We start from the raw sequence: 20895 nt of genomic DNA, 5'->3' as shown, positions 1-20895 counted from the left end.
TGGTGCCGATCCTCCGGAAATTCAATCCTCTGGGTCATAGCCTAAATTTGGTGCGAGCCATCTTTCAAGTTCACTGACTGACATTCCCTTACGTTTTGCATAGTCCTCGACCTGATCCCGCTGCACCTGAGCGACGGCAAAATATTTACTTTCAGGGTGGCTGAAATACCAACCTGAAACCGACGCTCCAGGCCACATTGCATAAGAACTGGTTAATTGCATACCGATTTGATTTTCCACATCTAATAACTGCCAAATTTTGGCTTTTTCGGTATGTTCAGGGCAAGCTGGATACCCCGGCGCCGGTCGGATCCCCTGATATTTTTCACGGATCAGCTCATCATTCGGCAAATCCTCGTCAGGGGCATAACCCCAATACTCTTTTCTCACCTGCTGGTGCAAGTATTCCGCAAATGCCTCCGCAAGCCTATCAGCTAACGCCTTCAACATAATTTTATTATAGTCATCATGTTGCTGTTCATATCCATCTGCAAGGGCATCTTCTTCTAACCCCCCCGTAACCGCAAAAGCACCAATATAATCCGCTTTTCCACTGGCTTTAGGGGCGACAAAGTCAGATAAACAGTAGTTAGGAAACTCTTTCTTCTCTGTTTGTTGACGTAGGTTGAGAGCGATAACATCTGCACTATCACGAGCCGAGGAACGATATATTTCAATATCATCCCCTACACTGTTTGCAGGAAATAGACCAAATATGCCTCTTGGCGTCAGGGCATTATCCTTCGCGAGTTGATCTAGCATGTTGTTCGCGTCTTTTAGTAATTTACGCGCCTCTTCACCGACCACCTCATCTTCTAGGATGCGTGGATATTTCCCCGCGAGCGACCATGTCATAAAGAAAGGCGTCCAATCAATATAATGACGTAATGTCTCAATCGATGCTTTGACCTCTTTCACACCAAGGAAACGTGGCACTGGAGGCTGGTAATTTTGCCAATCAATTTTCACTGAGTTAGCGCGAGCAACTTCAAGGGAGACTGGTGGGGTTTTGGGTTTTTTACGTCCATGTTGCTCACGAACGATTTCATATTCACGGCGAGTTCGAGCAACGAACTCCGCTTTTTGTGTTGCGGAAAGTAGCGCGGAAACCACGCCTACAGTGCGCGATGCATTTTGTACATATGTCACTGAGTGGCTGTAATTGGGTTCTATTTTTACTGCCGTGTGAGCTTTTGATGTTGTCGCTCCCCCAATCATCAAAGGGATTGTAAAGCCTTGGCGCTCCATCTCTTTAGCCACATGGACCATCTCATCCAACGAAGGCGTAATTAACCCAGAAAGGCCAATAACATCAACATTCTGCTCACGGGCTGTTTTTAAGATGGTTTCACAAGGTACCATCACGCCCAAGTCAACAATCTCATAGTTATTACACTGTAAAACGACGCCGACAATATTTTTACCTATATCGTGAACATCACCTTTAACGGTCGCTAATAAAATTTTACCCGCGCTGCTACCTGATTGTTTAAGTGCCTGAATATAAGGTTCTAAGTAGGCAACTGCTTGTTTCATCACTCGAGCGGATTTAACAACCTGTGGTAAAAACATTTTCCCTTCACCAAACAAGTCACCCACGACATTCATCCCATTCATCAATGGCCCTTCAATCACTTCAATAGGGCTTGCTGCGAGTTGGCGCGCCTCCTCCGTATCTGGGATGATAAATTCGGTGATCCCTTTAACTAACGCATATTCTAAACGCTTTTCGACAGCCCAAGAGCGCCATTCAGCCTGTTGAACTTGCTGCTCCTCACTGCCTGATGCACGATATTTTTCCGCTAATTCCAACAGGCGTTCAGTGCTATCCTCACGGCGGTTTAAGATCACATCTTCGACCGCATCTTTTAACTCTTTAGGCAGATCATCATAGATAGCTAACTGCCCCGCATTGACGATCCCCATATCCATGCCATTACGGATAGCATAATAGAGGAACACAGCATGGATCGCTTCACGAACGGGATCATTGCCTCTGAATGAAAACGACACGTTAGAGACACCACCAGAGATCATCGCATGTGGAAGCTGCTGCTTAATATCCTGACAAACTTCAATAAAATCGACAGCATAGTTATTATGTTCTTCAATACCTGTCGCGACGGCAAAAATATTTGGATCAAAAATAATATCTTCTGGAGGGAAACCAACCGTGTCAGTCAATACGTGATAGGCACGACGACAAATTTCGATTTTTCGTTCACGGGTGTCGGCTTGGCCTACCTCATCAAATGCCATCACAATGACTGCGGCACCATATTTACGCACCAATTTGGCATGTTCGATAAAGGCACTTTCCCCCTCCTTCATCGAAATTGAGTTCACAATGCCTTTGCCTTGAATGCATTTCAGCCCTTTTTCGATAACATCCCATTTTGAAGAGTCGATCATAATGGGAACACGGGCAATATCAGGTTCGCCAGCAATTAAATTAAGAAAACGCACCATCGCCGCTTCCGAATCCAACATCCCTTCATCCATGTTGATATCGATAATCTGTGCGCCGTTTTCCACTTGCTGGCGAGCAATATCTAATGCCTCTTGGTAGTTTCCTTCCTTAATGAGACGTTTAAACTTCGCCGATCCCGTCACATTCGTACGTTCGCCGACGTTAACAAATAACGAGTCTTTGCCAATATTAAGTGGTTCTAGCCCTGATAAACGGCACTCTACAGGTAACTTTGGTAAGGCGCGCGGCGCAATTCCTTTAACGGCTTCAACAATTTTTTTGATGTGCAAAGGTGTCGTACCACAACATCCCCCGACAATATTCAAAAAGCCTGCTTGTGCCCATTCACGAATTTGTTCCGCCATATTTTGTGCATCGAGATCATATTCGCCAAAAGCATTGGGTAAGCCTGCGTTAGGGTGTGCACTGACATAGCACTCCGCAATACGCGATAGTTCAGACACATATTGGCGCAATTCATTTGGCCCTAAAGCACAGTTGAGACCAAAGGATAAAGGTCTAGCATGACGCAATGAGTTATAGAAAGCTTCGGTAGTTTGCCCCGATAGGGTACGCCCAGACGCGTCGGTGATCGTCCCTGAAATCATAACCGGCAGAGTCACTCCCAAGGCTTCAAATTCTGTTTCAACCGCAAAGATCGCCGCTTTTGCATTTAACGTATCAAAAATTGTTTCGATCATGATCAGATCGACACCCCCTTTGATCAAAGCGCGCGTTGATTCACGATAGGCTTCAACTAATTGATCAAAATTGATATTCCGAAATGCGGGGTCGTTAACATCAGGGGAGATCGAGGCTGTGCGGTTAGTCGGTCCCAACACACCAGCAACATAGCGTGGCTGTTCCGGTGTTTTACGTGTCCACTCATCGGCACATTCACGGGCGATACGTGCAGCGGCTTCATTTATTTCGGCAGACAACGATTCCATTTTGTAGTCTGCCATCGCAATCGTTGTTGAGTTAAATGTGTTTGTCTCAACAATATCTGCCCCAGCCGCAAAGTATTGATCATGAATATCGCGGATAATTTCAGGCTGAGTCAAAACAAGGAGGTCGTTGTTTCCTTTGAGGTCACAAGGCCAATCCGCAAAGCGTTCACCACGGAATTGTTCTTCGGTTAGCTTATGGCGCTGGATCATCGTCCCCATTGCGCCATCCAGTACTAAGATCCTTTTTTGTAATTCTTGTTCTAACATACTGATTTTATAAACCACTTTCCCTGCCTCCTAAAAAACAACAACCAAAGTCATAAGTTAAATTAGTGCCACATTCATCCTATCATAATTTTTACGTTGAGAATTCCACCTCATGATGAGAGTTTCTCAGGTTGCATAAGATCTAATTTTTCACTGATCCGATGAGTATTTTGAGGTGAAATCATCCATAATAGAAACAAAAATTCATTCCAGTCAGGAGAGACTTAATGGCGACTGCATCAATCAGTAAAAAAATAAAAAAGGCAAAGGGGCCGGCAAGTGGAGCACCTGCGGCAGGTCAAGTCCAGTCATTAAGTCGTGGGCTAACCCTTTTGGAATATATTTCTGAATCAACGGGAGGGATTGCGTTGACCGACCTTGCTCTACAAGCGGGTCTACCTAACTCCACAACCCACCGTTTGCTCATGACACTCGAACAACACGGTTTTGTCCGTCAGACTGGCGATCTCGGCTTATGGGTGATTGCTTCTAATGCGTTTATTATTGGGAGCAGCTTCCTTGAAAGTCGTAACCTACTAGCCTTAGTTCACCCTATTTTACGTCGTTTAATGGAAGAGTCCGGTGAGACCGTCAACCTTGCTATTCTTGACCATAGTGAATTCGACGCAGTCATTGTCGACCAAGTGCAATGTAATGCTTTAATGCGCATGTCTGCCCCTATCGGTGGGAAACTTCCTCTGCATGCTTCCGGTGCAGGTAAAGCATTTATCGCCAACTTACCGGAAGAACAACTCATTCCACTATTGAGTAAAAAAGGGCTTCACGCCTATACACCTTATACTTTAACGACGCCATCTGCCCTTAAAGAAAACCTGCAACAAGCGAAAAAGCAAGGGTTCTCTTATGATGATGAGGAGCACGCTTTAGGACTCAGGTGCATTGGCGCATGTATTTATGATGAACACAAAGAGGCATTTGCTGCCATCTCTATTTCAGGGCCACTTTCACGGATCACCGACGATCGGGTGACTGAACTCGGCGCTATGGTGATCAAAGCCGCCAAAGAGATCAGTCGTGAATATGGCGCGATCCGCTAACCTATAAAAATAAGGTTATTAATTAGTTATATGCTGAACCTGTGGATGCGTAAATGAATTTGTAGATAAGAAACGTGGCATATCACGGTACTTTTCAATGAGCGCTAACGCAATTGCCTCAGTTTCAGCATCGGCTTTTCCATCAATGTTCCGTGGACGGAAATGCATTTGGAATGCGCTAATGATCTGTTGCGTCTGCCCATCCAGCTCCCCTGATAGCGGAATTTCCGCATAGCCATAAAACCTTAGTGCCTTCTGCAACAATAGCACATTACTCGGCTCGTCTTTCCCTCTATTCGACAAATAACCTTTTACTGTCGCAGCATCAGGCCATGCGCCAATGCCTTGTTTCGCCAATTCTTCCCATGGAAAGGCTCTACCGGGGTCCTCTTTGCGTAATGGCGCAATATCACTATGCCCGATGATATTTTGCGCAGGGATATTATAGCGCTGCATAATATCTTTCACTAACGGGATTAAAGCTAAAATTTGCGACTGATTAAAAGGAGCCCATATTTTACGGCCATTCTGATCCGTGGAAAAACCTGAATTCACAATTTCAATACCAATTGAAGTATCATTCAAATTACTGCTATTTAGCCAATGGCTATCACCAGCATGCCATGCCTTTAGCGATTCCGGCACTAGCTGTAATACCACGGGCTTATTATTTTCCTGTGAGGGAGTACTTGGGATCAGATAATGGGAGCTCACATTACCTTTAGTGAGCAGATAGATAGATTGATTGTCATCAGACACTGTATAGTGCAAAACCACATATTGGACCCTTTCACTCGTATTGCGTGACGGATAGCGATTATCAACATAGTATCCCTGCCGTGGTGACAGCGTTGAACAACCTGAAATAATAAAAACCATTAGAATTAATAAATAACGGATCATTCAATCTGTCCTTATAGCCCCTATGTTAAATTGACAGGCATTCTACCTATTTATTTGTTTACAAAGAATACACAAAATAAAAATAGACGATTATCTAAGCTAAATCGCCAAGAAAAATAGGGCATTATCCATATTAAAAAAAACGATTGAAATACCTTTTTTACCCATGCTTAAGCCAAAGTGCGTAACCGTTATTTTGAGCATTTTAACCATTCGATTCAGGCTATCATATACACGGAAAATGCTTTATAGCCTGCACGGCATCCTTACCTTAAATGGGTTGATTATTTTATCTCTAATTTGTTTCAAAAGAATTTAGCATAAGTTTAATTCATTGGTTTAGGTTACCATTATCAATCTGGTTACTATTTTACTTTAATCAAATATAGCCTTTATTTGGTTAATAGTTAAAACCAAAACCTAATAAAAGGGTAAAAATACGAAAACGGTCTGGTTTCTTTAAAATCAAATTATCAAAAATTGATATGATAGATGATTAATTTTAGAATAATTTATAATTAATCTGATAAAAAATAATCAATCGGAATACTTTATTAAGTATAAACCACATGTTTATTTATCTAGTCTTGATAGTTCAGATATAAGTTGACCTTCAATCGCGATTATTTATCCGATGTATAACGAAAGAGTCATGGATGACTAAGGTAAATAAGCATACCTTGAGTGATATATTCACCAATTATATTAGTATATTTTACAGTTTGAGTGGGTAACCGATAATTTAATACCAGTTACCCATAGAGGTGCTCGAACACATATTACGCGTTGATAACTAGTCACATTGACTATATTAGATTAAAATTATTAACAAAGTTTTAGTCTTTATCAGAACAGCCTAAAAATTCCTCTAATAAATTAGAGAATCTCGTCAGACCTCCTAATCTCAAATAAATTTCCTATTCTATTGATGTATAGAAAGTTCGCTTCTCATGTTCAACTTCTGTCGTAATAATCCTCACAATATCTTTAACATCGATATCTAAAAATACAATAATTTCAATAAGTTTATCTAAACTCAATTTATTTACGCCACGCTCATAACGCGAGATTTGTTGCTGACTTAAATTAATAATATTTGCTAATTCGTGACCAGATAATCCTCTTTTCATTCTTGCTTGACGCAAATGGTGACCTAATAAAGCATACACATCTTCTCTTTTTTTTATCGCCATATCCCTCTCCTAGAAAAGGAAATAATATTATTTTATTAGCCCAACTATTATAGAATTTCCCCCCCTCTTTAAAAATAGTTATCAGCAATCAAAATTTAACATATTGATAGTTAATAGTTATCATTCATTTTATTAAACAAATTTATTCCTTTTTTAAAAAAGCAATTCATTGCTTTTTAATCATTTTTTTATTTTTATCACGCCTACAATTAGTTTTATAGTTAATTATTTATACTTAATATTTTAATAACTATTTACACTTTAAATAACTCTAGAAATAGTTAGACACTTTAAACAATATTTAGAATTCCTGAAAAATGAGTAACAACAATCCATAATATGAGGTAGATCATAATTTATGAATTAAATATTAAATTAAATCCAATTCAAATTGAATACAGTCAGCTCCATAAAGATATATTTAAAGCTGTAAATTTAACTAATGGCGATATCAGAACTTGAAGTAATCCCCTAATATCCGGTCGATGAGTCTACTGTGGATCTGACGACAATGATCCCAGCCTTACCACGCAAATAGCGCATTAACTCTATATCCATAACTTGCAAATTAAGTTTTAATGAGGAAGCATTTCTAAAATAAATTTTACCGCCCTGACGAATAGCAATCCCAACGTGACTTACATCTAGCCCAGCCCGATTAGCATAAATCCCAATATAATCCCCTGTCTGTAGCGCATCCAACACAGCCTCATCGATATACTCTGTCGGTATATAGCTGACTACGCGTTTCGTTACCGGTAGACCTTGAATAAAGCGCTGCCCATGACTTTTTAAATTAAGATTTTTATACACCTGAACTGCGTTAGGGCTGATGGTTTGGGTGATATCAAACACCATACCGTCGTTTTGATACAACCAATCGGTGAAAAAATGCCGTCGATTCACATAGGAGATATTATCTTGCGTATAACGGATATTTTTTAGATTATGAATAAAATCATCATAATTCTCTGATCTTTTAAATGCTTCTGTATATTCAATAAAAGTCATGCAATCCATTGATTTTAAATTTATAACCAACGTTTCTTTCGCCGAAAAAGAAGCGTTCAACGTGTGACTGTTATAAGGCGTGCCTAGCAATGTTTCAGTTATCACTTTAACCCGCTGCTCTTCATTCAGTCCTTTTGTACGTTGCTGAATATCATTGAGTATTGATAGCGAGCCTGATTCCAATACCGTCTCTGCATATGTTAAAGACGATGTGAACAGTAATGCCACTGCAATAAACCGTTTTAGCATGAATCCCCGACTATAGACCTTCTTTCTCAATCAATGTGTAAGCCTATTACTAGACCACAAATCATTCACAAAATTCAGCCTATTAATCGAAAACAGCACAATTTTCCCTCAATCAACAAGTCAAGTAATCTTGATTCAGATCACAGATACTTCGAAATCTGTCCACGATCCATTGCAACTCTATGCATTTCAATTAACAATGTTACCGGTAACATATCGCTAAACAAATAAAGTCTCTTCAGCGCCCTTATTTGATAAATGCGTGTTGGTAGATAAAAAGTCTCTGTGATGAGGTTAGTAATTATGAGCAATTCCAATAAGATAGAGAACGGTTATTCCTCCGTTCATCCTGAAATAATGCGGATCACCAAACGTATTATCGCTCGCTCAAAAAAAACAAGAGAGCATTACCTACACAAAATTGAGCAAGCACGTAGTACAACCGTTCATCGTGCAGAACTTGCTTGTGGTAACCTCGCTCATGGATTTGCAGCCTGCCAACCTGAAGATAAGAAGATCCTCAAAAGCATGACACGCTCTGATATTGCGATCATTAACTCTTATAATGATATGCTGTCAGCTCACCGCCCCTATGACAATTACCCTGAGCGTCTGAAAAAAGCGTTACTCGAATCGGGTGCTATTGGGCAAGTTGCCGCCGGCGTGCCTGCAATGTGTGATGGTGTAACTCAAGGGCAAGATGGCATGGAATTGTCTCTGCTAAGCCGTGATGTGATTGCAATGTCTACCGCAATTGGCCTTTCACATAATATGTTTGACGGCGCGTTATACCTTGGGATCTGCGATAAAATTGTGCCCGGCCTCATGATTGGTGCCTTGTCCTTTGGTCACCTTCCCGCTATTTTTGTTCCTGCCGGCCCAATGACAACAGGGTTACCAAATAAAGAAAAAGTCCGCATCCGCCAGCTATATGTCGAAGGCAAAGTAGATAGAAACGCGCTATTAGAAGCTGAAGCTGCCTCTTATCATGGTATTGGCACCTGTACCTTTTACGGTACCGCAAACTCTAACCAAATGGTCATGGAGGTTATGGGTCTACATTTACCGGGGGCCTCTTTTGTTCAGCCGGATACCCCCTTACGCGACGCCTTAACCGAGGCAGCAGCACGCCAAATTACTCGTTTAACCGAACAATCAGGTAATTACCTGCCAATAGGCCAATTAATTGACGAAAAGGTCATTGTGAATGGTATTATCGCCTTACTTGCAACTGGCGGTTCAACTAATTTAACTATGCACCTAGTGGCTATTGCACGAGCAGCAGGGATCATCATTAATTGGGATGATTTCTCTGAGCTATCAGCAGTGATCCCATTAATCTGCCGCATTTACCCCAATGGTCAAGCAGATATAAATCAATTTCAAGCCGCAGGCGGAGTACCTCTCCTTATCCGCCAGCTCTTATCCAAAGGATTACTCCATCACGACGTTCATACTGTTGCTGGTAATGGCCTCTCACGCTACACCATGGAGCCTTGGCTAGACAACGGTCATTTAGCGTGGCGTGACGGCCCCGATACCTCCTTTGACTTGAACGTCATCGCAGATATTAATCAGCCATTTTCCCATCATGGTGGTACAAAAGTTTTATCGGGGAATTTAGGACGCGCCGTCATGAAAACCTCCGCAATACCGGAAGCGAATCAAATCATTGAAGCTCCTGCTGTCGTCTTCAATAACCAACACGATATTTTGCCGCTGTTTGAGTCTGGGGAATTAGATCGTGATTGCGTCATTGTTGTCCGTTTCCAAGGCCCATCTGCAAATGGTATGCCTGAACTCCATAAACTCATGCCTCCATTAGGGGTTCTTATGGATAGAGGTTATAAAGTTGCACTAGTAACAGACGGTCGATTATCCGGCGCATCAGGTAAGGTTCCTTCGGCCATCCATGTCACCCCTGAAGCACATAATGGCGGTTTACTGGCTAAGGTGGAAAATGGCGATATCATTCGTGTGAATGGTGTAACGGGTGAATTGACTCTGCGAGTCGATGAACCAACACTCGCCGCTCGTCAGGCTTATCAACCAGATTTAAGAGCCCAACGTTCAGGCTGTGGTCGAGAGCTCTTTAGTGCATTAAGAAACCACTTCTCGGGTGCCGAAGAAGGGGCTTGTAGTCTCGATTTTTAACTCCTTCAGTGAATAGGAAAAGATTATGCATAATTGGAAGTTAGCTGCTGCAGATGTACTCAATGCAGGCCCTGTCGTTCCCGTCATTGTGATCAATAAACTTGAACAGGCGGTTCCTCTCGCAAAAGCACTGGTAAAAGGGGGAATTAGAGTACTTGAAGTGACACTGCGTACTGAGTGTGCCATTGATGCAATTCGTCTTATTGCCAATGAAGTGCCCGAGGCGATGATCGGAGCAGGCACTGTGATTAATGCTCAACAACTCACAGCCGTCACTGAGGCTGGCGCCCAATTCGCTATTAGCCCAGGTCTTACCGAAGAGTTACTCAGTGCAGCAACAAAAGGTTGTATCCCTCTAATTCCAGGTATATCAACCGTTTCAGAATTAATGCTCGGTATGAATTATGGCTTAAAAGAGTTTAAGTTCTTCCCTGCCGAAGCCAATGGCGGTGTAAAAGCATTAAAAGCAATTGCTGGCCCCTTCTCACAAGTTAAATTTTGTCCAACGGGTGGAATATCGCCAGCTAACTACCGCGATTACCTTGCCTTGAAAAGTGTATTGTGTATCGGTGGTTCATGGTTAGTGCCAGAAGATGCCCTTGAATCCGGTGGTTATCAACGAATCACTCAATTGGCAGAAGAAGCGATTAAAGGCGCTCAGCAATAATTAAATTTGATATATCAATATGAGCCAGAGTATCCCAATACTGTGGCTCTATTGCTTAACTCAGCCACTAAGTCGCTGCATTGGCTCCTGTCCAAAACGTAAACTAAAGCGCAAATCTTCTCGATAAGCATAGACGTCCTCGATATAGCCGCTGCGGATCCTATTTTGTAAGCCTTGCCAATATTCTGCCGTAAATAAGTTGGCATGCCGCTTCTGTAAATAACCGCGTATTTTAGGGTCTTGGCATAAAAATAACGCAAACTCCTCTGGAAAAACATCCTGCTCTCCCACGCTGTACCAAGGCTCCCCCGAAAGTTCTTGCTCTGGGTACATAGGTTCAGGGATCTTCCTAAAATTTACTTCGGTCATATAGCAAATTTCATCATAGTCATAAAAAACAACGCGGCCATGACGTGTCACACCAAAATTTTTAAATAACATATCGCCTGGAAAAATATTTGCTGCCGCTAGCTGTTTTATCGCCTGACCATACTCATCAATCACATGATGTAATTGCGCTTCGTCAGCCTCATCCATATAAATATTTAATGGCGTCATCTTCCGTTCCATATACAAATGACGGATCAATATTTTGTCGCCTAAATCTTCTATCAGGGAAGGGGCTTCCTTAAGTAATTCCGCCATCAGTTCATCACTGATATAACGCTTTTCAATAATAAAGTTTTCAAATTCTTGGGTATCCGCCATTCGCCCAACCCTATCGTGTTCTTTAACAAGCCGATAGCACTCCTGTACACGTTCCCTCGTGACCTCTTTTTGTGGAGCAAACTCATCTTTAATCAATTTAAATACGCGATCAAAAGAAGGCGAAGTGAATACCAACATTACCATTCCCTTCACACCAGGCGCTATCGTGAACTGTTCTCGAGAAAAATTAATAAAAGCCAGATATTCACGATAGTACTCCGTCTTTCCATGTTTTTGGCAGCCAATTGCCATATACAGTTCAGCAATAGATTTACTCGGTAAAATTTCCCGTAACCAAAAAACCAATGCGGCTGGAAATGGGGCATAAACCATAAAATAAGAGCGAGCAAAACCAAAGACGATGCTGGCTTCATCAAACCCCGTTAAACAGGTATCAACATAAATTTTGTGGTCAGCGTCATGATGAATAGGTAATAAAAAGGGGTGAACTTCATTATTAATGACCAATTTTCCCACCAGCCACGCTGCCTTATTTCTATAAAACAATTCATTCGCAATCTGGAAAGTAACCGTTTCATTGCGAATATTAGGGAATCGTTCTATTAGGCTCTCAACAATGCATTGCACATCCCAACTTAAAGAGCGCCACTGCAAACGTAGCGGCAATGCACTTAGCACTTCTTCCAGTACATTAAACAAACTGTCTTTAACCGGATATTCTCGAGCTAATGGCCTAGGCAGGTCACTAAAACGCCGAGCTGGCTGAGAGGTAAAAATAAATAAGTTGTCTTGCGTCAGTTCCCGATGCTGGAACAAACGACAATACACCGAATTAAAAAAACTTTCTGCAATCTCAAAACGCGGGTAATGCGGTAACAATGCCGTGTATACCCGTTTAATATTCGAAAGCATTTCTGGCGTTAATGACTGAACCAAACCCATAAATTGTAACTGAGCCACGACTAACCCTACATGGTGGTCATACAACTGTATTCTTTGTTTCATCGCATCTTGAATAGCATGCCAATCTGCTCGTTCAAATCGTTCCTGTGCACCTGATGTAATCTCTAAAAAACGACCATACTGAGCATCAAAACCTTGTAAAATGGTTTGAGAAATTATCTGTTCAGTCGATAGTGTCATAGTAGCTCCTGACAAAAAACGGCACTCGAAAGTGCCGGTAAAACAAAAAACAGATACATATGAACAAAAGAAAAATATGCGCGGCTTAATGAAAGAAGTTTCTGGTTAAAACTGCTCTTCTTCCGTCGAACCTGTCAGCGCAGTGACTGATGATGTTCCACCTTGGATCACAGTCGTTACCTTATCAAAATAACCCGTTCCCACCTCCTGCTGATGCGAAGAGAAGGTATAACCCTTATCAATCGCAGCAAACTCACGCTCCTGAACTTTCTCTACGTAGTGCTTCATACCTTCACCTTGTGCATACGCATGAGCTAAATCAAACATGTTAAACCACATGCTATGAATACCCGCCAATGTGATAAACTGGAAGCGGTAACCCATCGCTGAAAGCTCATCTTGGAAGCGAGCAATCGTCGCATCGTCCAAGTTTCTCTTCCAGTTAAAGGAAGGTGAGCAATTATAAGCCAGTAATTTACCCGGGTATTTCGCGTGGATCGCCTCGGCAAATTGGCGAGCCGCCTCTAAATCAGGTTTTGATGTTTCACACCAGACCAAATCAGCATATGGCGCGTAAGCGAGCCCACGGCTAATGGCTTGCTCAATGCCCGCTTTAGTACGGAAAAAGCCTTCGTTGGTTCTTTCCCCTGTAATAAATTCGGCATCATACGGGTCGCAATCCGACGTTAAAAGATCGGCGGCGTCTGCATCCGTTCTCGCGATTAAAATCGTTGGTACTCCCGACACATCCGCTGCTAAACGAGCCGCAACTAACTTTTGTATAGCCTCTTGGGTTGGTACTAGTACCTTTCCACCCATATGACCACATTTTTTAACCGCCGCGAGCTGATCTTCAAAATGTACGGCAGCAGCTCCCGCTTCAATCATACCTTTCATTAGTTCAAAGGCATTTAGCACCCCACCAAATCCCGCTTCAGCATCAGCAACGATAGGGAGGAAGAAATCAATGTATTCCTTATTTTCTGGCCCAATCCCATTAGCCCATTGAATTTGATCCGCCCGACGGAACGTGTTGTTTATCTTTTTCACGACCGAAGGAACCGAATCGACCGGGTATAACGATTGGTCAGGGTACATACTTGATGCCGTGTTCGCATCCGCTGCCACTTGCCAGCCAGAAAGATAAATAGCTTCAATTCCCGCTTTGGCTTGCTGTAATGCTTGTCCCCCCGTTAAGGCACCTAAGGCATTCACATAACCTTTTTTAGAATGGCCATGGAGTTGATCCCATAACCTTTGTGCCCCTCTGGTCGCTAGAGTATGTTCTGGGTTAACTGAACCACGCAGCTTCACCACTTCTTCAGCACTATAAGGGCGAGTGATCCCTTCCCAACGTGCTTTTTTCCACTCATTCTCTAATTGGGCAATCTGCTCTGCGCGTGATATCGTCATGTTCGTATTCCTTATAATTTAAGTAGGGCCTATCGGAACGGCTTTAATCGTGCTTAATTAATAAATTGGTAACCAGGTATTGTTAAAAACTCAATGAGTTCATCTTGCGTTGTTATTCTTCGCATCAAGTCAGCGGCCTCACGGAAACGACCACTTTGGAACTTCTGATCACCAAGCTCTTTTTGAATGACTTGTAATTCTTCATCTAACATTTCTTCAAAGAGGGCTTTAGTGACTTTTTCACCATTTGAAAGCGACTTACCATGGCGGATCCATTGCCAAATAGAGGTACGAGAAATTTCTGCCGTTGCAGCATCCTCCATTAAGCCATATATCGGTACACAACCATTTCCAGATATCCATGCTTCAATATATTGAACTGCAACTCGGATATTCGCTCGCATACCCGCTTCCGTCCTTTCGCCATCACAAGGCTGCAATAGCTGCTGAGCGGTAATTTCTTCGTCTGAATCGCGCGATACGTGTAATTGGTTTTGGTGTTCGCCCAGTGCTTGGTTAAAAACCGCCATGACGGTGTCTGCTAACCCAGGGTGTGCAACCCATGAGCCATCATGACCATTACGGGCTTCTAATTCCTTATCAGCTTTAACCTTCTCTAAAATAGCTTTATTCTCTTGTGCATCTTTACTTGGGATAAAGGCAGACATCCCCCCCATTGCAAAAGCCCCTCGACGGTGGCAAGTTTTAATCAGCAACCGAGAATAAGCACTTAAAAAAGGTTGTGTCATGGTCACGACTTGGCGATCAGGTAATACCCTATCTGCGTGCTCTTTTAATGTTTTGATATAACTGAAAATATAATCCCAACGGCCACAATTTAGACCAACGATATGCTGGCGCATGTGATACAAGATTTCATCCATCTGAAAAACAGCTGGCAGTGTTTCGATAAGTACGGTGGCCTTAATCGTTCCTCGTGGTAAACCAACAGAGTCTTCGGCCATACTAAATACATCACTCCACCATTGAGCTTCCTGCCAAGACTCAAGTTTGGGTATATAGAAGTAAGGGCCACTTCCTTTTGCTAGTAGCGCTTCATAGTTATGAAAAAAGTAGAGCGCAAAATCGAATAACCCTCCGGGGATTGGCTTACCATCGAGCAAAACATGTTTTTCATCTAAATGCAGACCACGAACACGCGCGATTAATACAGCAGGGTTAGATTTTAATTGGTAAACCTTTCCATTTTCGTTGGTATACGAAATATCGCCTCGAACCGCATCTCTTAAATTAATTTGCCCATCGATCAATTTATCCCATGAAGGGGAGAGTGAATCTTCAAAATCAGCCATAAAAACTTTAACATTGGCATTAAGCGCATTGATCACCATCTTACGCTCTACAGGGCCAGTGATCTCAACTCGGCGATCACGCAAATCCTCAGGGATATTTTGAATTTTCCAATCAGCCTTTTTAATGGAATCACTTTCTGAAATGAAATCAGGCAACATGCCAGAATCTATTTTCTGTTGTCTAACTTGCCTTTCTTTCAATAGCACATCTCTTTTAGCGGAAAACTTTTCTGCCAGATCAGAAAGAAACGCGATAGCTTCAGTCGTTAGCACCTTGCTATCTTGCTGATTAAAACTCTTAGTAAATGTTAATGTTGATGCTGATAATTGCTGATCCATTGGTCGATCCTCTCTCATATCTGCCGATAAATTAAGACTAACTCAAAATAAAAATAAATCAAAAATAGTTTCCATTTTATTTTAATTTAAATACAACATATTGATATATAATTAAATTAACAAGATTCTAATTATGATTGCAGGTTCCCTTTTCACAACAAAAGATGTTAAAATTAAGTTAAATCAATGTGTTGTAAAAATAACAATCATTTACTAAAAAACAAAAAAAGCAGCCTCATCAGGGCTGCTTAAATTCTTTAATTAGGATTCAACTTAAATGAAATCGCTGTAATTTATCATTACACTAGGCGAATACGTTGTTATAAGCGTATCTGGCAGTAGATAGGTGGTTTTTTAATCTAACGTCGGCTGCATATGACTAAGATCGAAAGGTGTGATCTGATACACATAATAATTTAACCAATTTGAGAAAAGTAGGTGCCCATGACTACGCCAAGTAATAATGGGATCCTTTTCCGGATTATTTTCCCTAAAATAATTACAGGGGATATTTGGCGAAATTCCAGCATCAACATCGCGCCAATATTCTTGAGCGAGGGTATCCGCATCGTATTCTGGATGACCTGTAACAAAAACTAATCGCTTATCTTTAGATGCAAATAGATAAGCCCCTGCTTCTTGTGAACTAGCTAATATATCCAAATCCGTATGTTTGCGGATCAATGATTCAGGGAAGTCAGCATAGCGTGAATGAGGCGCATAAAAAGATCCATCAAATCCTCGGGTTAATAGGGCAAAAGGCTCAAGCGTATCATGCTGATAAATACCAGATAGCTTTTCTTCCCGTGTCCATTTAGGTAAATCATAAAGCACTTTCAATGCAGCCTGCACCGCCCAGCAAACAAATAGAGTCGAGGTCACATGATCTTTCGCCCAATGAATCACTTTTTCTATTTGCTGCCAATAAGCAACATCACAAAACTCCACTAAACCTAAAGGAGCACCAGTCACAATCAATCCATCAAAATTCTGGTCTTGGATATCCTCAAAGTCACAATAAAAGGTATTCAGATGTTCCGCAGGCGTATTTTTAGATTCACGCTGATCAATTCGCAGTAACTGAATATCAACTTGTAGCGGTGTGTTCGACAGTAAACGTAAAAATTGATTTTCAGTTTCAATTTTCTTAGGCATCAAATTGAGTAGTAACACTTTCAAGGGACGGATCTCCTGAAGGCTTGCTCTTGTCGTTGTCATGACAAAAACATTCTCCTCTCGTAAGAAATTTACCGCTGGCAACTCATCAGGTAAACGAATTGGCATCATCTTCCCCTTTTATACATTTATACGTTTAGACTTCTAGAATGCTAAATAATCTAACCAAAGTTGCCATCATTGTCGAGTCTTTCAACACTAATTGAAATTATTTCAAGTGATTAGATTTGGTACAATTTGATTGCTATATATAGCATGGTTATAACTGTATGATTCTATTTATATTATGATAAAAACTATTCAATTATAAACATCAATATTTATTAGAATTTTTATTTATATCCTATACAGAGACAAAGATACTAAGTACTAGTAATGCTGGCTGGAATCCGCCAAAAATAGAGAAAATGGGAAAAGAAGGGAAGTGATGGAAGGTAAGGTATGAAATAGATGAGGGCTTTGATAAATTTCTTACTAATAATTCTTTAATCTATCTATTGCTATTGAAATAACCCATATTTGAAAAAATAAGCCGCCCTAAATAAGGGATTAAACTTTATCTCTCCCAAACGCAAAAAAGCCACCCGATGGGTGGCTTTCTCACTGATTTGATGTCTGGCAGTTCCCTACTCTCACATGGGGAGACCCCACACTACCATCGGCGCTACGGCGTTTCACTGCTGAGTTCGGCATGGGGTCAGGTGGGACCACCGCGCTATTGCCGCCAGACAAATTCGGTTTCGTTCCCGTTTGCGTCGACACCGCAAACCAGAACTGCAATCTTGAACAAGCTGATTTCTCGCACCACTCTATCTCGTGCACTTCAACAATCGTCTCTCTAAAACACCTTCGGTGTTGTCAGGTTAAGCCTCACGGTTCATTAGTACTGGTTAGCTCAACGTATCGCTACGCTTACACACCCAGCCTATCAACGTCTTCGTCTTAAACGTTCCTTTAGGACCCTTAAAGAGTCAGGGAAGACTCATCTCAAGGCAAGTTTCCCGCTTAGATGCTTTCAGCGGTTATCTCTTCCGCACTTAGCTACCGGGCAGTGCCATTGGCATGACAACCCGAACACCAGCGGTGCGTCCACTCCGGTCCTCTCGTACTAGGAGCAGCCCCTTTCAATCTTCCAACGCCCACGGCAGATAGGGACCGAACTGTCTCACGACGTTCTAAACCCAGCTCGCGTACCACTTTAAATGGCGAACAGCCATACCCTTGGGACCTACTTCAGCCCCAGGATGTGATGAGCCGACATCGAGGTGCCAAACACCGCCGTCGATATGAACTCTTGGGCGGTATCAGCCTGTTATCCCCGGAGTACCTTTTATCCGTTGAGCGATGGCCCTTCCATTCAGAACCACCGGATCACTAAGACCTACTTTCGTACCTGCTCGAGCCGTCACTCTCGCAGTCAAGCTGGCTTATGCCTTTGCACTAACCGCATGATGTCCGACCATGCTTAGCCAACCTTCGTGCTCCTCCGTTACGCTTTGGGAGGAGACCGCCCCAGTCAAACTACCCACCAGACACTGTCCGCACCCCAGATTATGGGGCTACGTTAGAACATCAAACATTAAAGGGTGGTATTTCAAGGTTGGCTCCATGCAGACTGGCGTCCACACTTCAAAGCCTCCCACCTATCCTACACATCAAGGCTCAATGTTCAGTGTCAAGCTATAGTAAAGGTTCACGGGGTCTTTCCGTCTTGCCGCGGGTACACTGCATCTTCACAGCGAGTTCAATTTCACTGAGTCTCGGGTGGAGACAGCCTGGCCATCATTACGCCATTCGTGCAGGTCGGAACTTACCCGACAAGGAATTTCGCTACCTTAGGACCGTTATAGTTACGGCCGCCGTTTACTGGGGCTTCGATCAAGAGCTTCTCCTTACGGATAACCCCATCAATTAACCTTCCAGCACCGGGCAGGCGTCACACCGTATACGTCCACTTTCGTGTTTGCACAGTGCTGTGTTTTTAATAAACAGTTGCAGCCAGCTGGTATCTGCGACTGGCTTCAGCTCCATGGGTAAACCACTTCACCTAATGCCAGCGTGCCTTCTCCCGAAGTTACGGCACCATTTTGCCTAGTTCCTTCACCCGAGTTCTCTCAAGCGCCTGAGTATTCTCTACCTGACCACCTGTGTCGGTTTGGGGTACGATTAATGATAATCTAGAGCTTAGAGGCTTTTCCTGGAAGCGGGGCATGAGCTACTTCGCCACCGTAGTGACTCGTCATCAGACCTCAGTGTATAGCGAACCGGATTTGCCTAATTCACCCACCTACATCCTTAAACCGGGACAACCGTCGCCCGGCCAGCCTAGCCTTCTCCGTCCCCCCATCGCAATTATCACCAGTACAGGAATATTAACCTGTTTCCCATCGACTACGCATTTCTGCCTCGCCTTAGGGGTCGACTCACCCTGCCCCGATTAACGTTGGACAGGAACCCTTGGTCTTCCGGCGTGCGGGTTTTTCACCCGCATTATCGTTACTTATGTCAGCATTCGCACTTCTGATACCTCCAGCATGCCTCGCAGCACACCTTCACAGGCTTACAGAACGCTCCCCTACCCAACAACATTTACATGTCGCTGCCGCAGCTTCGGTGCATGGTTTAGCCCCGTTACATCTTCCGCGCAGGCCGACTCGACCAGTGAGCTATTACGCTTTCTTTAAATGATGGCTGCTTCTAAGCCAACATCCTGGCTGTCTGAGCCTTCCCACTTCGTTTCCCACTTAACCATGACTTTGGGACCTTAGCTGGCGGTCTGGGTTGTTTCCCTCTTCACGACGAACGTTAGCACCCGCCGTGTGTCTCCCGTGATAACATTCTTCGGTATTCGTAGTTTGCATCGGGTTGGTAAGTCGGGATGACCCCCTAGCCGAAACAGTGCTCTACCCCCGAAGATGAGTTCACGAGGCGCTACCTAAATAGCTTTCGGGGAGAACCAGCTATCTCCCGGTTTGATTGGCCTTTCACCCCCAGCCACAAGTCATCCGCTAATTTTTCAACATTAGTCGGTTCGGTCCTCCAGTTAGTGTTACCCAACCTTCAACCTGCCCATGGCTAGATCACCGGGTTTCGGGTCTATACCCTGCAACTCATTCGCCCAGTTAAGACTCGGTTTCCCTACGGCTCCCCTATTCGGTTAACCTTGCTACAGAATATAAGTCGCTGACCCATTATACAAAAGGTACGCAGTCACCCCACCACTAAGCCCCCTTTGCTTGATTTTTTGGGTTGGGCGTCACAAAGGACGTTCCGCCAACCGCCATCAAGTAAGGATGACGCTGTGATGACTCACCACTGGCTTAGTGGTGGGGCTCCCACTGCTTGTACGTACACGGTTTCAGGTTCTATTTCACTCCCCTCGCCGGGGTTCTTTTCGCCTTTCCCTCACGGTACTGGTTCACTATCGGTCAATCAGGAGTATTTAGCCTTGGAGGATGGTCCCCCCATATTCAGACAGGATAACACGTGTCCCGCCCTACTCGTCGAGTTCACAACACCAACACCTTCGGATACGGGGCTATCACCCTTTATTGCCGGCCTTTCCAGACCGTTCTCCTGATGCTGATGCTGATTAAGACTCTGGGCTGCTCCCCGTTCGCTCGCCGCTACTAGGGGAATCTCGGTTGATTTCTTTTCCTCGGGGTACTGAGATGTTTCAGTTCCCCCGGTTCGCCTCGTTTGACTATGGATTCATCAAACGATAGTGCAACGAATTGCACTGGGTTTCCCCATTCGGACATCGTCGGTTATAACGGTTCATATCACCTTACCGACGCTTTTCGCAGATTAGCACGTCCTTCATCGCCTCTGATTGCCTAGGCATCCACCGTGTACGCTTAGTCGCTTAACCTCACAACCCGAAATTGTTTCAACGATCACCTGACTGTCATGGCTGTGCG

11 protein-coding genes and 2 rRNA genes are annotated in these 20895 nt (G+C 43.2%); 3 read left to right on the top strand and 10 right to left on the bottom strand.

The features are described from left to right. Positions 1-21 precede the first annotated feature (21 nt). Entirely contained in the window at positions 22-3687 is a 3666-nt protein-coding gene (gene metH, locus I3B46_RS01950; protein ID WP_040133413.1) for a methionine synthase, read from the bottom strand. Positions 3688-3914: 227 nt separating this feature from the next. Here metH and iclR point away from each other — a divergent pair, with 227 nt between their 5' ends. After that, a complete protein-coding gene (gene iclR, locus I3B46_RS01945) occupies positions 3915-4745 on the top strand; it encodes a glyoxylate bypass operon transcriptional repressor IclR (RefSeq protein ID WP_004925895.1) in 831 nt (276 codons plus the stop codon). An 18-nt stretch (positions 4746-4763) separates the two neighbouring features. Here the strand turns inward: iclR and I3B46_RS01940 are convergent, their stop codons facing one another. From I3B46_RS01940 to I3B46_RS01930, 3 genes are all read right to left on the bottom strand, one after another. Then, complete coding sequence (locus tag I3B46_RS01940; RefSeq protein WP_014656937.1) at positions 4764-5648, bottom strand: N-acetylmuramoyl-L-alanine amidase; 885 nt, start codon at positions 5646-5648, stop codon at positions 4764-4766. A 917-nt stretch (positions 5649-6565) separates the two neighbouring features. Further along, a complete protein-coding gene (locus tag I3B46_RS01935; protein WP_004925889.1) occupies positions 6566-6841 on the bottom strand; it encodes a helix-turn-helix domain-containing protein in 276 nt (91 codons plus the stop codon). Positions 6842-7312: 471 nt separating this feature from the next. Beyond that, complete coding sequence (locus I3B46_RS01930; protein ID WP_004925887.1) at positions 7313-8101, bottom strand: N-acetylmuramoyl-L-alanine amidase-like domain-containing protein; 789 nt, start codon at positions 8099-8101, stop codon at positions 7313-7315. A 357-nt stretch (positions 8102-8458) separates the two neighbouring features. Between I3B46_RS01930 and edd the strand changes: the two genes are divergently transcribed. Then, complete coding sequence (gene edd / locus I3B46_RS01925) at positions 8459-10255, top strand: phosphogluconate dehydratase (protein ID WP_395756079.1); 1797 nt, start codon at positions 8459-8461, stop codon at positions 10253-10255. Between the two features lie 25 nt (positions 10256-10280). Next, positions 10281-10922: a bifunctional 4-hydroxy-2-oxoglutarate aldolase/2-dehydro-3-deoxy-phosphogluconate aldolase gene (locus I3B46_RS01920; RefSeq protein WP_104873043.1), complete on the top strand. Its 642-nt coding sequence runs from the start codon at positions 10281-10283 to the stop codon at positions 10920-10922. Between the two features lie 60 nt (positions 10923-10982). On the opposite strand, the gene aceK is transcribed toward I3B46_RS01920, so the two are convergent. The 6 genes from aceK to I3B46_RS01890 all read right to left on the bottom strand — a co-directional run bounded on the left by aceK (position 10983) and on the right by I3B46_RS01890 (position 20846). Beyond that, on the bottom strand, positions 10983-12734 hold the full coding sequence (gene aceK, locus I3B46_RS01915) for a bifunctional isocitrate dehydrogenase kinase/phosphatase (protein ID WP_004925884.1): 1752 nt from the start codon (positions 12732-12734) through the stop codon (positions 10983-10985). A 105-nt stretch (positions 12735-12839) separates the two neighbouring features. After that, the gene (aceA, locus tag I3B46_RS01910) at positions 12840-14147 is read right to left on the bottom strand and encodes an isocitrate lyase (protein WP_004925881.1); all 1308 of its coding nucleotides are present in this window, start codon (positions 14145-14147) and stop codon (positions 12840-12842) included. A 53-nt stretch (positions 14148-14200) separates the two neighbouring features. Further along, the gene (aceB, locus tag I3B46_RS01905; RefSeq protein WP_014656941.1) at positions 14201-15799 is read right to left on the bottom strand and encodes a malate synthase A; all 1599 of its coding nucleotides are present in this window, start codon (positions 15797-15799) and stop codon (positions 14201-14203) included. 354 nt (positions 15800-16153) lie between these two features. Continuing rightward, the gene (gene metA / locus I3B46_RS01900) at positions 16154-17083 is read right to left on the bottom strand and encodes a homoserine O-acetyltransferase MetA (protein ID WP_014656942.1); all 930 of its coding nucleotides are present in this window, start codon (positions 17081-17083) and stop codon (positions 16154-16156) included. A 505-nt stretch (positions 17084-17588) separates the two neighbouring features. Then, a 5S ribosomal RNA gene (gene rrf, locus I3B46_RS01895) occupies positions 17589-17704 on the bottom strand. Between the two features lie 130 nt (positions 17705-17834). Continuing rightward, positions 17835-20846: ribosomal RNA gene (locus I3B46_RS01890) — 23S ribosomal RNA — on the bottom strand. Positions 20847-20895: the final 49 nt, after the last annotated feature.

The organism is Providencia sp. 2.29 (assembly GCF_015832305.1).
Taxonomy (GTDB): Bacteria; Pseudomonadota; Gammaproteobacteria; order Enterobacterales; family Enterobacteriaceae; genus Providencia; species Providencia stuartii.
This window is presented reverse-complemented; position numbering and strand designations above follow the sequence as displayed.